This is a genomic window from Arthrobacter sp. D3-18, assembly GCF_054408525.1.
The window spans coordinates 801685-814223 of the sequence record NZ_CP096440.1 but is presented as its reverse complement, the minus strand read 5'-3'; the positions used below and the strand labels follow the sequence as shown (position 1 = coordinate 814223).

12 protein-coding genes are annotated in these 12539 nt (G+C 63.4%); 6 read left to right on the top strand and 6 right to left on the bottom strand.

The genetic code is table 11. The features are described 5' to 3' along the window. Positions 1-107: 107 nt before the first annotated feature. From M1D89_RS05940 to M1D89_RS05925, 4 genes are read left to right on the top strand one after another with little or no spacing between them, the layout of a single operon-like run. Entirely contained in the window at positions 108-1508 is a 1401-nt protein-coding gene (locus M1D89_RS05940) for an NAD-dependent malic enzyme (RefSeq protein WP_089596170.1), read from the top strand. An 18-nt stretch (positions 1509-1526) separates the two neighbouring features. Then, a complete protein-coding gene (aceB, locus tag M1D89_RS05935) occupies positions 1527-3125 on the top strand; it encodes a malate synthase A (protein ID WP_498648883.1) in 1599 nt (532 codons plus the stop codon). A 1-nt stretch (position 3126) separates the two neighbouring features. Beyond that, the gene (locus M1D89_RS05930; protein ID WP_498650908.1) at positions 3127-4389 is read left to right on the top strand and encodes a DUF6986 family protein; all 1263 of its coding nucleotides are present in this window, start codon (positions 3127-3129) and stop codon (positions 4387-4389) included. A 14-nt stretch (positions 4390-4403) separates the two neighbouring features. Continuing rightward, on the top strand, positions 4404-5216 hold the full coding sequence (locus tag M1D89_RS05925) for a bifunctional allantoicase/(S)-ureidoglycine aminohydrolase (RefSeq protein WP_498648882.1): 813 nt from the start codon (positions 4404-4406) through the stop codon (positions 5214-5216). A 101-nt stretch (positions 5217-5317) separates the two neighbouring features. Here M1D89_RS05925 and M1D89_RS05920 read toward each other — a convergent pair whose 3' ends face one another. Together M1D89_RS05920 and M1D89_RS05915 are read right to left on the bottom strand one after the other, a co-directional pair. After that, positions 5318-5617 (bottom strand): hypothetical protein, encoded by a 300-nt coding sequence (locus M1D89_RS05920; protein WP_498648880.1) that lies wholly within the window; start codon positions 5615-5617, stop codon positions 5318-5320. Positions 5618-5691: 74 nt separating this feature from the next. Then, positions 5692-6021, bottom strand: coding sequence for an MmcQ/YjbR family DNA-binding protein (locus M1D89_RS05915; RefSeq protein WP_498648878.1), 330 nt, complete (start codon positions 6019-6021; stop codon positions 5692-5694). A gap of 69 nt (positions 6022-6090) precedes the next feature. Between M1D89_RS05915 and M1D89_RS05910 the strand changes: the two genes are divergently transcribed. Continuing rightward, positions 6091-6450 (top strand): VOC family protein, encoded by a 360-nt coding sequence (locus M1D89_RS05910; protein WP_498648876.1) that lies wholly within the window; start codon positions 6091-6093, stop codon positions 6448-6450. Between the two features lie 15 nt (positions 6451-6465). Here the strand turns inward: M1D89_RS05910 and M1D89_RS05905 are convergent, their stop codons facing one another. The 3 genes from M1D89_RS05905 to M1D89_RS05895 are packed head-to-tail and all read right to left on the bottom strand — an operon-like array spanning position 6466 to position 9720. Further along, complete coding sequence (locus M1D89_RS05905) at positions 6466-7374, bottom strand: carbohydrate ABC transporter permease (RefSeq protein ID WP_498648875.1); 909 nt, start codon at positions 7372-7374, stop codon at positions 6466-6468. 10 nt (positions 7375-7384) lie between these two features. Continuing rightward, a complete protein-coding gene (locus M1D89_RS05900) occupies positions 7385-8383 on the bottom strand; it encodes a carbohydrate ABC transporter permease (RefSeq protein WP_498648873.1) in 999 nt (332 codons plus the stop codon). Then, positions 8383-9720, bottom strand: coding sequence for a sugar ABC transporter substrate-binding protein (locus M1D89_RS05895; protein ID WP_498648872.1), 1338 nt, complete (start codon positions 9718-9720; stop codon positions 8383-8385). The genes M1D89_RS05900 and M1D89_RS05895 overlap by 1 nt, the downstream gene beginning before the upstream one ends. A 253-nt stretch (positions 9721-9973) precedes the next feature. Here M1D89_RS05895 and M1D89_RS05890 point away from each other — a divergent pair, with 253 nt between their 5' ends. Continuing rightward, positions 9974-10999 (top strand): Gfo/Idh/MocA family protein, encoded by a 1026-nt coding sequence (locus tag M1D89_RS05890; RefSeq protein ID WP_498648870.1) that lies wholly within the window; start codon positions 9974-9976, stop codon positions 10997-10999. Here M1D89_RS05890 and M1D89_RS05885 read toward each other — a convergent pair. Continuing rightward, a complete protein-coding gene (locus M1D89_RS05885) occupies positions 10996-12495 on the bottom strand; it encodes a sulfatase-like hydrolase/transferase (RefSeq protein ID WP_498648869.1) in 1500 nt (499 codons plus the stop codon). The genes M1D89_RS05890 and M1D89_RS05885 overlap by 4 nt on opposite strands. Positions 12496-12539: the final 44 nt, after the last annotated feature.

Genomic DNA, 12539 nt, shown 5'->3' with positions numbered 1-12539 from the left:
ACCAAGCAGGGGGTTGTGTTTCCACTTTGTAGATAATAATATCCATAATACGAAAACATTCAGTTTGGAACGGCGGCCCGGGAACGGGCCTTACAGGAGGAATTTCAATGGCGAATCCGAGCCCCGGAAACTCGATCACCCTGCGCGTCGCCGCACCGTCGAGCTTCACCGCTACCAGCGAACTGGCAGCAGCTGTCGGCGCAGCCGGTGCAGCGATCACCGCGCTGGACGTCACGGAATCCCACCACGAGACGATCGTTGTTGACGTCACGTGCAACACCACCGACGACGATCACGCAGCCCGCGTGAAGGATGCCCTGAACGCCCTCGACGGCGTCACCGTCCAGCACGTCTCGGACCGCACCTTCCTCATGCACCTCGGTGGCAAGCTCGAGGTCGTCCCCAAGGTCGCCCTGCGCAACCGCGACGATCTGTCCCGTGCCTACACTCCCGGCGTCGCACGTGTTTGCATGGCCATCGCAGAGGACCCGGCCGCAGCCCGCAACCTCACGGTCAAGCGCAACACCATCGCAGTCCTCACCGACGGTTCGGCCGTTCTGGGCCTGGGCAACATCGGCCCCGCCGCTGCCCTGCCCGTCATGGAAGGCAAGGCTGCGCTCTTCAAGCAGTTCGCCAACGTTGACGCCTGGCCGGTCTGCCTGGACACCCAGGACACCGAAGAAATCATCATGATCGCCAAGGCCATGGCGCCCGTCTACGGCGGCATCAACCTCGAAGACATCGCCGCGCCGCGCTGCTTCGAGATCGAGAACCGCCTCCGCGAGGAACTGGACATCCCGGTCTTCCACGACGACCAGCACGGCACCGCGATCGTCACGCTCGCGGCCTTGGTCAACGCCCTTCGCGTTGTGGACAAGAAGCTGTCCGAGGTCAAGATCGTCGTTTCCGGTGTCGGCGCTGCCGGTTCCGCCATCATCCAGCTCCTCAAGGCCCAGGGCGCACAGCACATCATCGCCGCCGGCCGCTCAGGTGCCATCCACTCGGGCGAAAAGTACGACGACGAGCACCGCAGCTGGATCGCCGCGAACACCAACGAAGAAGGCTTCTCCGGAACCCTGCACGACGCCCTCAAGGGAGCGGACGTCTTCATCGGCGTCTCCGCCCCGCACGTGATCGGCGAAGAGCAGGTCGCTTCGATGGCCGAGGACGCTATCGTGTTCGCCATGGCCAACCCGACGCCGGAAATCGACCCCGTTGTCGCGTCCAAGCACGCGGCCGTGGTTGCCACCGGCCGCAGCGACTTCCCGAACCAGATCAACAACGTGCTGGCCTTCCCCGGCTTCTTCCGGGGCCTGCTGGACGCCGGAGCCTCGGACATTACGCCGAACATGCTGGTGGCCGCCGCAGAGGCAATTGCCAACCGGGTAGCTGACGATGAGCTGAACGCGAGTTACATTATCCCCAGCGTCTTCGATCCCCATGTTGCCGCCGATGTTGCGACCGCCGTAGCTAATGCTGCGCACGCCAACGCCGCCAGCGCACTCTAGAAAAAGGAATCCGCTCACATGGCTATCACAGTCACCGATCCCCGGCCGATCGATCGTGCCGAGGAAATCCTCAGCCCCAAGGCATTGGGCTTCATCGAGGAACTGCACAAGCGCTTCGCCGGCACCCGCAATGAGCTGTTGGAAGCGCGGAAAGTCAAGCGCCAGAAGGTTGCGGACACCAGCCGCCTGGACTTCCTCCCGGAGACGCAGGAAATCCGCGACGGCGACTGGAAGGTTGCCGAGGCACCGGCAGCTTTGCAGGACCGCCGCGTTGAGATGACCGGCCCTGCAACCCCCGCCAAGATGGCCATCAACGCCCTGAACTCCGGCGCCAAGGTATGGCTCGCGGACCTCGAGGACGCCAGCACGCCCACGTGGCCCAACGTCATCGACGCCATCCTCAACCTTCGCGACGCTGCCCAGGGCACCCTGAGCTACACCTCGCCCGAGGGCAAGGAATACCGCCTTCGCACCGATGCTCCCTTGGCTGTTGTTGTTGCCCGCCCCCGCGGCTGGCACATGGAAGAGAACCACCTGCTGATCGACGGCGAACCCGCCGTGGGTGCGCTGGTGGACTTCGGCCTGCACTTCTTCCACATCGCCAAGCAGCTCCTCCTCAACGGCCACGGCCCGTACTACTACCTGCCCAAGATGGAGAGCCACCTTGAGGCGCGCCTCTGGAACGACGTCTTCGTGTTCGCCCAGGACTTCCTCGGCATCCCGCAGGGCAGCGTCCGCGCCACGGTCCTCATCGAGACCATCCCGGCAGCGTTCGAGATGGACGAGATCCTCTACGAACTGCGCGACCACGCCTCGGGCCTGAACGCCGGCCGCTGGGATTACCTCTTCAGCATCATCAAGTACTTCCGTGATGCCGGCGAAGAGTTTGTCCTCCCGGACCGCGCCACCGTTGCCATGACGGCTCCGTTCATGCGCGCCTACACGGAACTCCTGGTCAAGACCTGCCACAAGCGCGGGGCCTTCGCCATGGGTGGCATGGCCGCCGTCATCCCCAACCGCAAGCAGCCGGACGTCACCGCCGCAGCCTTCGACAAGGTCCGCGCCGACAAGACCCGCGAGGCAAACGACGGCTTCGACGGCTCCTGGGTTGCACACCCGGACCTGGTCTCCACCTGCCGCGAAGTCTTCGACTCCGTACTCGGCGACCGCCCCAACCAGCTCGACAAGCAGCGCCCCGAGGTAAGCGTCACGGCCGAGCAGCTCATCGACGTCGCCTCTGCCGGCGGCACGGTCACTGAAGCCGGCCTGCGGCTGAACCTGTACGTCGCCGTCGCTTATACGGGCGTGTGGATTTCCGGCAGCGGCGCTGTGGCCATCCACAACCTCATGGAAGACGCCGCTACTGCGGAGATCTCCCGCTCGCAGGTCTGGCAGCAGATCCGCAACAAGTCTGTCCTCGCGGACACGGGTAACACCGTGACCCGTGAACTCGTCAGCCGCATCCTCGGCGAAGAAACCGAGCGCCTGCGCATCGAGTTCGGTGACGAGAACTTCAAGGCGTACTACGAGCCCGCGTCCAAGCTGATTGAGGACATCTGTCTGTCCGACGATTACACGGACTTCCTCACCACTCCCGCGTATGAGCTGGTGGGCTGAGATGGGCTCATTCTCTTCCTCTGATCTGGCTCACATCGAGTCCCAGCTCGCCGCGACGGACCAGTTGCTTGACCGCAACTACCCTGGCGACGACGGCTCACGCCAGCCCATCCATACTGTCTACATCCCGGCCGACCGCTTCACGCCTTCCCTTGCGGCAGAGTGGGGCGCCCAGGCACTGGCGACGGCGGAAGCTCACGGCGGCTTGGAAAAGCTCGGTCAGCTGTTGGGCCAGGAGTCTCATTTGGCTGCCGCTGTTGCCTCCCGTGTGGCGGAGAAGCTCCGTGCTGAGCCGATCGAAGATCTCCGCCTGGACTTCGAAGACGGCTACGGCGATCGCGGCGATGAGGCAGAAGACGCCGACGCCGTTGCTGCCGCCAAGAAGGTTGCAGAGGCAGTTGCGGCCGGGACAGCTCCGCCGTTCATCGGCATCAGGTTCAAGTGCTTCGAAGCCCCCACGAGGGCCCGCGGCCTGAAGACGCTGGACCTGTTCGTCTCCACGTTGGCCGAAGCCGGCGAACTCCCGGCCGGACTCATCCTCACCCTGCCCAAGGTCACCACGGTGGCACAGGTGCAGGCGATGGACTTCGCAGTGTCCCGCCTCGAAGAAGTCCACGGACTCCCCGCCGGCAGGCTTCGCTTTGAGGTCCAGGTGGAAACCCCTCAGCTCATTCTTGGCGCTGACGGAACGTCTCCTGTGGCCCAACTCCCCCACATTGTGCCGGGACGTATCAGCGCCCTGCACTACGGGACCTACGATTACAGCGCTTCTCTGGGCATCTCTGCGGAATACCAGTCCATGGAACACCCCGTGGCCGATTTCGCCAAGGAAGTCATGCAGCTTGCAGTTGCCGGCACGGGCATCCGCCTCTCCGACGGTTCCACCAACATCATCCCCGTGGGCGATGGCGTGGAAGATGCCTGGAAGCTGCACGGCCGACTGGTCCGACGCTCCCTGGAAAACGGCTACTACCAGGGGTGGGACCTGCACGCAGCCCAGCTGCCCAGCCGCTTCTCGGCGTCGTACGCTTTCTACCGCGAAGGCCTCCCCGCCGCGGCCCTCCGCCTCCGCAACTACGTGGAGCGCACCGAAGGCGGCGTCATGGATGAGCCCGCCACAGCCCGCGCGCTGGCTGGCTTCGTCCTCCGTGGCGTCCAATGCGGCGCAGTGGGGACCGACGAGGTCAAGGCGCTTGCCGGCGTCGAACTTTCACAGCTGACCGCGCTGGCGCACCCGCGGCTCGCGCAACCGACTTCCCACTGATAGGAGCATTTCGCATGGGCAAGTACTACTACCCGCAGGGCGGCCTGCCGCCGCAGACCCACCTCACCACGGAACGGGCGATCGTCACCGAGGCTTACACGGTGATCCCCAAGGGCGTCATGACGGACATCGTCACCAGCAACCTGCCGGGTTTCTCCAACACTCGTTCGTGGATCATCGCGCGGCCGATCTCCGGCTTCGCCACCACGTTCTCCCAGCTGATCGTAGAGATCGCACCCGGCGGAGGCGCTCCCAAGGCCGAGTTTGAGTCCGGCGTTGAAGGCGTCATCTTTGTCACCAAGGGCCAGGTCAACCTGACCCTCGACGGCGAACTGCACCACCTCGAAGAGGGCGGCTACGCCTACCTTGCTGCCGGCGCAGACTGGGGCCTGGAGAACGTGTCCGACGACATCGTCTCCTTCCACTGGATCCGCAAGGCCTACGAACGCCTTGAGGGCTTCGAAGCCAAGTCCTTCGTCACCAACGAGAAGGACGTGGAGCCCACCTCCATGCCGGACACCAACGACGTATGGAAGACCACGCGCTTCACGGACTCCAGCGACCTGGCCCACGACATGCAGGTCAACATCGTCACCTTCCAGCCCGGCGGCGTGATCCCCTTCCCGGAGACCCACGTCATGGAGCACGGCCTGTACGTCCTGGAAGGCAAGGCCATGTACTTGCTCAACAACGACTGGGTTGAGGTGGAGGCCGGCGACTTCATGTGGCTGCGCGCGTTCTGCCCGCAGGCTTGCTACGCCGGTGGTCCGGGCGAGTTCCGTTACCTGCTGTACAAGGACATGAACCGCCAGGTGAAGCTCACCTAGTCCTTGCCCGTCCGCCGAGATCGCCGGAAAGCCGCCAGTTCGCTGGGAGCCTTCCGGCGATTTCGCGTTTCTCAGGCGGTTTCGGCGCGTTTCCGGCGAACTCAGCGGCTGCGGCGGCCTATGACGAGCCCGGCCCGGAACGCGAGGACCAACAGGCCGACGACGGTCACGGCGAGCCCGAGCTGCGTTCCTTGGCTGACCATGGCTACACCGTTTCCGATGAAGACCGTGTCACTGAGCGGTGCGTAGGCGAACCAGCCGAAGCTTGTGCTTTGATTGTTCCACGCCACGATCAGCCCCACGATCACGGCGATCAACCCCAGCAAAGGCACGACGACGGCAGAGACCCTGCGCGCAGGCTGCGGTGTGTTCTGTTCCCCAAGTATGTTGTTTTCCCCCATGCGGCCGAGTCTAGCGTGAGCCCCCGAACCCAACTAAGTAGCAGCACATGCCGTTTTGAGCCCTCAAAACGGCGTCAACTGCGACTCAGTTGGGTGGGTTTGCCCGGGCCGCCGGCAATTCTGTACGACTCCTGGAGCAGTTCGTCGAGCTCGTCCACCTCAATGTTCTCCAGCCGGATCAGCATCAGTTTCGGCGACTGTTCGTGATGCGGAGTCCAGAAGAATGTGTCGGGTTTCATGGCTGCGAGCGCTTCGCGTTCGTCAGTTTTCACAGTGCCCACGCCCTCTTCCCACATGCGCGCCATGAGGGACTTGGCGAACCACGCGGGCTGCCCCCAGCTCTGGCGCTCGGTCACTCCAGGCATGCTCAGGCAGATGCGTCTTACGTCGTGCTCTGTGGCCATGGTTCACTGTGGCACTGGCCCTGCGCCGTGGACAAGACATGCCGGGCAACCCGCAGCTAGGCTGGGCGCATGTTGACCATCGGCAGCACTGTCCTGGGCGTCAATGACATTGCCCGCGCCACAGAATTCTGGCACGGAGCGCTCGGCTATGTTCCCCGCGAGCCGGGCGATGACACGTGGGTGATCCTGGTACCGGCGTCCGGCCCCGGCCCACAGCTCGCGCTGATGCTGAGTGAAACACCGGTGCAGGAGCATCCCCGCACCCATTTGGATCTCTACGCGGATGACCAGGCCGCGGAAGTGGCGCGGCTCATCGGTCTCGGGGCAGAACGAGTCGACTGGGACCTGTACCCCGAGGATCCGGACTTCGTGGTCCTCGCGGACCCTGACGGCAACCGCTTCTGCGTCATCGACAAGAGTCCGCGGTAGCGCCGCCGCCGAGGGTTATTTACCCATCCCCAGCGTGAGTCCCTCGGTTAGGCGCCGACCCAACCATACATAGATGACCAGCATGGGCAGCACCACCATCACGAGGCCGGCAAACAGCCCGCCCCAGTCTGCACCCGAGTAGGTCTGCTGCTGGACGAAGGAAATCAGGGCGACAGGGAGGGTGTACTTCTCGGTGGATTGAAGCAGGGTCAAGGCCAAAAGGGTTTCATTCCAGTGCGAGATGACCTGAAGGATGAAGGCGGTGAGAATCCCCCCTTTCGCCAACGGCAACGTGATGCGCCAGAACGTCCCGAAAGCGGTGGTCCCGTCCAGTGCCGCTGCCTCTTCCATTTCCAAGGGGAGGGATCGGAAGAACGCCGTCAGCAGGAAGACCGTGAAGGGCATGGAGACGCCGATGTAGACGAGGTTCAATCCGATGATGCTGTCCGTGAGATACACCTTGTTGAGCATCACGAACAGTGGAATCAGAATGACCTGCGCCGGAATACCAAGGCCCAGGATGAAGTACAGGCTCAAGCCACGGGTCAGCCTGTTGTCCACCCGGCTCAGGTAGTAGGCGCACGGTGCGGCGATGGCGACGGTCAGGACCGAAGACACCACCGTGGTCAGCAGGCTGTTCCATGTGGCCACCGCGAAGTCGCCCACGGTCCATGCCCGGACGAAGTTGCCGAAGTCCAAAGACGATGGCACGCCCCAGGGGTCGTCAAGGATGGCCCGTGTATCCCGGAATGCCTGGGCCACCATCCACACCAGTGCCGCGATACTGATTGCGACCACCAACCACAGCAGCCCCACCCCGATACCCCTGAGCACGCTGCGCTCCCCGCGCAAGGCGGGACTGACGCCCCGGCGGCCCGGCCTGCGGGTGATAGCCATGGGTCCCAACAGTTTGTATTCGCTCATGACATTTCCTTTAGAACTCGACGGCGTCGCGACGCATCGCGCGGCGCAGCAGGACAACCAGGACGGAAATCAGTGCCAGGGACAAGACGGCAGACGCTGTCGCGGCTCCATAGGCCGGCGTTGACTGTCCGGAGAAAGCGTTGACGTAGGTATAGACGGCGGCCGTCCAGCTTTGGGTTGGCGGCACCCCGGCCCCGGAGCTTCCACCGAAGACCCAGACGATCTCGAAGATCTTCACCGACGAGATGGTCCACAGCACGGCACATGTGCCGAAAACGTCCCACGTCAGCGGCAGGATCACGTAGCGCAGCCTTTGGAACGCGGTGGCCCCTGCCAGTGCACAGTCCTCGTAGTAATAGGGCGGAATACGGTCGACGCCAGCCATCAGGATGGTGGTGAAGTAGCCGGTGGTAGTGCAGACCAGCGTGACCATGATGAGCGGGAAAATGTTGTCCTGCGCCAGCCATTTTGGTGGGTCTGTCACACCAAGAGGTGCCAGCAGGCTGTTCACCATGCCACCCGGATTGAAAATGAAACCTGCCATGACGCCGAATACGAGTGCGTTGATGAGGTGGGGGAAGAAGATGACGTTTCGGACCACCTTCTTTCCTGCCATGTCCCTGAGGACGAGCGTCATGGCAAAGGCCAGGACGAAGATGGCAGTTCCCACTACAAACAACAGCAGCAGCGTGTTGCCGAACGATGACAGGAACAGCGGGTCCCCGAAGATCCTGCCGTAATTGTCCAAGCCCACGAACTTCATGGGTCCGGAGCCGGCCCACTTGTGGAGGCTGATCCACACGGCGCCGAGGGCGGGGACAATGAAGAGGACGGTGTACAAGACGAATGCCGGACCCACGAAGGGAAACAGCAGCTTCTTGCGCTGCACGTCAATGGAACTTCCCTGCCGGCGGCTCTGAGCTGATGACCTCGTGGTCACCGGTTTGCGGGACGCCGGATTCTGTAGTGCCGCTTTCCCGGCGCGGGGCTCTTTCAGACCCAAGGACATCAGCCGTTGTCCTTCCAGTACTGGATCTGGGCTTCCTTCATCTTGGCCACGAACTCCTTGGCTGTGGTCTTTCCGAGGAACAGTTCATCGTCCCTGGGGAAGAAGACCTTCTCCGTGTACCCGGGGAACGTCACGCCGTCGTTCTGCAAGTGGGTGGCCGGAGCGGCATCGATGGCAGCTTTGACGCTTGCGACGGCGGGATCCACCGGCGCGTCCGACCTCACGGGCAGCACCTTGGCGTCCGTTCCCAGGGCGTTCTGGTACTTGGCGCCCAGCAGGAACGCCGAGAGTCGCTGCGCCGGTGCTTGGTTCTTGGACTTTGCCGGGACAGCGAAGCCGATGAAGTCCACCCGGGCACTGGCCGGCTTGTCATCGATGGCCGGGAACTGGAAGGAGGAGTATTCGAACCCGGGTGCGGCGTACGAGCCCGTTTCGGTAGGCGTCCAGGAACCGTTGAGGATCAGGGCCGCGTCGCCGTTTGCCCAGAGTTGTTGTTGTGCCGGGAACTTGCTCGCGTTGTAGCCACTGTTCAGGTACCCGCCCTTGACCAGGGTTTCCACCTTCCCGGCCGCTTCAAGGACAGCGGGATCGTCCCATCCTTCACCCGACTTGTCTTCAGCAAGGGCCTTGAAACTTCCTGCTCCCTTGAGTCGGAGCAGCGCCGTGACGAACCACGTGGAGTTGTAGCCTGCGATGTCTCCGTCCGCAGCGATCGGAGCCGTTCCACCGGCCTTCAGCGCGTCCAGGACTTCAATGAATTCATCCCACGTAGCTGGCGGCTTCGCCTTGAGCTCCGGGTGCTTGGCAGCATCGAACCAAATGCCGTCGGAGCTGATGCTGTAGGGCACCATCCAGGGCTGGCCGTCTTCGCCTTTGAAAACGCCGTTGCTGGTGAACTTCTCGGGGATCAATGAGCTGACGGCTTTCCCGTCCACCTCGTACGAGTACACGGACGTCAAGGGGCTCGCCTGCCCGGTTTCACCGATCACCGGAGCCAATTTGGCGAACGTCCCGTCCACCAGGTCCGGGACGTTGTTGGTGTTCAGCGCAGGGACCAGCTTTTCAGTGTTGCTGCGGCCCTGCCACTGGACGCTGACTGTGGCTCCGGTTTCCTTTTCAAAGTCGGCGATGGCAGCGGCGATGACCTTCTGCTGGGGCTCACCGTCTTTCCACATGGACCAGTAGTTGATGGTCTGGCCCGAGATGGAGCCGGAAATATCCACGGCTTCGGCGGCCGTGGAGGCATCGGTGGCTCCACCGCAAGCCGTGGTGGATAAAGCAAGCGCTGCACCCAACAGGGCGGCCAGCGGGCGAAGATGACGGGCTGTTTTGCCCATGGGAATCACCTTTCGAGTGAGGGGGAACCAGCCGGATGCGGTTCAGTGAGACGACTCTCACAGCCCCCGAAAGCAGGATTCAATGAGTATTTAGGAAACTTTCGATGACTGCCCGGCATCCCCTGCGTACTGCAGCCTGGTCCGGCCCAATTAGGCATTTATTCCTCTTTTCGGACTGCCCAACAATCGAGGGGACCTGCGCGGTGTTCCGATCAAACGAGCCCGCGCTCCGGCTCCGAGCTAAAGAGGGAAATTGATACGACTTGGAATTATTGGCGCAGGCGCCGTGGCACACTTCCATGCAGCATCCGCAGCGCGGATCGACAACGTGGAGTTGGCCGCCGTCTGCGATCTGCGGCATGAAGCCGCCGAGAGGGTCGCATCGCCATGGGGGGCTTCCGTCTACGGGGACTACTTGGCCATGTTTCGTGAGGCCGGCCTGCATGCGGTCATCATCAATACCCCGCACGCCCTGCATCTCGAGATGGTGCTGGCCGCAGCAGAAAACGGATTGCATATCCTGGTGGAAAAGCCCATGGCAACCACCGTGGCCGACTGCGATCGCATGATCCGGGCCTGCCGGGAGGCCGGGGTGTCCTTGGTGATCGGGCAGATCCAGCATTTCCTTCCGGAGAAGCTGGCGGCCGAGGACGTGCTGGCCGGCGGCGAACTTGGCCGGGTGCTGATGATCCGCGACTACAGGACCACCGATTACCGTCCAGGGACCCGTCCGGAGTGGTTCTTCAGCGAAACCCTGGCCGGTGGTGGCGCCCTGATGAATATCGGCGGCCATTGCCTTGACCGTTCCATCTGGTTTGGTGGCGCACCCGTTGAATCCCTCGACGCCTCCACCCTCAAGCGCTTCGGCGTCCCGGTGGAAACCGACGGTGCCATCTCGCTGACGCTCCGCAACAGCGTCCACGTCAGCGTCGTGGTTGTTTCCGACGCCGCGCAGCGCATGGACGAGATCCTTATCGTGTGCGAGCACGGCACCATTTCCTGCAGTCCACACAACGGAACCTTGGTCCGCTGCAACGGCACCACCCGCACGGTATGGGAGCCGCAGCCGGAGGACATCCAGGAGGGCTTCTTCCTGCAGTTGCAGGACTTCATCAGAGTGCTCGACGGCGGCGCACCCAAGGTCAGCGTTGAGCACGCCCGCCACATCGTCGAGGTAGTCCTGGCGTCCTACGAGGCCGCCGGGACCGGGAGCCCGGTGGTCCTCAACGAGTCCGATGACGCTGCCCGAGCCGGACTCATCCTTAGCGAAGTCCCCTAGGCCGTGCCGCCGGTTGCGCCCGTGCCATCCCAGGTGGGTGGGGTGAAAGCCCCCAAGGGATCGTCCAGCACGGACGCAGTCTGGCCTGCCCCTGCCACCGGAAGCCAACTCCCGTCGAGTCCTTGGACGGCGTAGCGCTGGAACCATTCCTGGAGTTGGGCTCGCAGGCCCGCCACCCGTGCCGAGTGCGCCGGCTGGTCCACAAGGTTGACTCGCTCGTCCGGGTCGGCCACCAGATCGTAGAGTTCATGCGGACCGTGCGGATACCGGTGCACGTACTTCCAGTCCGTGCTGCGGATCATCCGGACCGGGCCGTATTCGTCGAAGACCACCACGGCACGTTCCCCGGCAGCGGCGGGCGGCCCGCCGTCGTCGGGGGTCTCACCGGTGGCATCCCCTGCTGGGTCCGGCAGCGCGCGCAACAGCTCCGCAAAAGACTGCCCAGGCCCGCGTTCGAAGGGCCGGGCGTCCAGGCCTGCGAGCTCCAGAACAGTGGCGGCTACGTCGTAAGCGGACAACAGTTCCGTCAGTACCACGCCCTGCTGGATCCTGCCCGGGAGCGCGAAGATCGCCGGAACCTTGACGGAGGAGTCGTAGACGTTCTGCGGGAACGTCCCGTTGCCCTTCCCCCAAACGCCGTGATGGCCGCAATTGAAGCCGTTATCGCTGCTGAAGACCACCAGGGTGTTGTCCCGGATCCCGAGTTCCTCCAGCCGGCTGAGGACCAGGCCGATCCCGGCATCCATGGCACTGACCGCGGCAAAGTATCCCACCAACGAGGCCCGTACGTCCGCCTCGCCGCCGATTGGGACACCCTCCACGGTGGGAGTCCAGGGGTGTATGGCTTCCTGCGGGCAGCTGGCAAACGTGCAGTCGCTGTAGAGCTCCTCGAACTCCGGTGGGTGCTGGTCCTTCCAAGGTTTGTGGGGGGCCAAGTAGTTAAGGGCCAGGAAGAAGGGCTCGGCTTCGTGCGAGGCCTCAGTCAAGAAGTCCAACGCATCGCTGGTGATCGCGTCCGTCAAGTATTCGGTGACCGGTTCCCGGTGGCTGGTGTCGCCGTCGAACCTGTACATCACTGAACGGTCATAGGGGCTGCCGCCTCCCTCCAGCGCGAACCAGTGACTGAAGCCGTTCCGCGGAGCATCGTTGGCGCCAAGGTGCCATTTGCCGGACAAACCAAGGCGGTACCCTGCGAAGGCGAGGTCATCCGTGAACAGGCGTTGTCCCTGCAGGTAATCAACGGCCTCAGGTCCCGTTTCAATGCCTGCCAAGTAGTCATGGACGCCGTGCCGCGAGGGGATGTCCCCGGTCATCAGGCTGGCGCGCGCCGGTGAGCAGACGGGTGAGACGCAGAAGAAGTTCTCCAAGCGCGTTCCGCGGGCAGCGAGGGCATCCAGATGCGGGGTGTGGATCTCGGGGTTTCCCGCGCACCCCAGGGCCCACGCACCTTGGTCGTCGCTGAGGATGAACAGGATATTCGGCTTCTTGTTGGACACCCTCCATTGCTACGCAGGGCGGAGGCAAGGAATCAATGAGCATT

Excerpts from the sequence above, each read along its gene's own strand:
- M1D89_RS05940 (WP_089596170.1), top strand. The coding sequence starts at position 108 with ATGGCGAATCCGAGCCCCGGAAACTCGATCACCCTGCGCGTCGCCGCA.
- aceB (WP_498648883.1), top strand. The coding sequence starts at position 1,527 with ATGGCTATCACAGTCACCGATCCCCGGCCGATCGATCGTGCCGAGGAA.
- M1D89_RS05930 (WP_498650908.1), top strand. The coding sequence starts at position 3,127 with ATGGGCTCATTCTCTTCCTCTGATCTGGCTCACATCGAGTCCCAGCTC.
- M1D89_RS05925 (WP_498648882.1), top strand. The coding sequence starts at position 4,404 with ATGGGCAAGTACTACTACCCGCAGGGCGGCCTGCCGCCGCAGACCCAC.
- M1D89_RS05920 (WP_498648880.1), bottom strand. The coding sequence starts at position 5,617 with ATGGGGGAAAACAACATACTTGGGGAACAGAACACACCGCAGCCTGCG.
- M1D89_RS05915 (WP_498648878.1), bottom strand. The coding sequence starts at position 6,021 with ATGGCCACAGAGCACGACGTAAGACGCATCTGCCTGAGCATGCCTGGA.
- M1D89_RS05910 (WP_498648876.1), top strand. The coding sequence starts at position 6,091 with ATGTTGACCATCGGCAGCACTGTCCTGGGCGTCAATGACATTGCCCGC.
- M1D89_RS05905 (WP_498648875.1), bottom strand. The coding sequence starts at position 7,374 with ATGAGCGAATACAAACTGTTGGGACCCATGGCTATCACCCGCAGGCCG.
- M1D89_RS05900 (WP_498648873.1), bottom strand. The coding sequence starts at position 8,383 with ATGTCCTTGGGTCTGAAAGAGCCCCGCGCCGGGAAAGCGGCACTACAG.
- M1D89_RS05895 (WP_498648872.1), bottom strand. The coding sequence starts at position 9,720 with ATGGGCAAAACAGCCCGTCATCTTCGCCCGCTGGCCGCCCTGTTGGGT.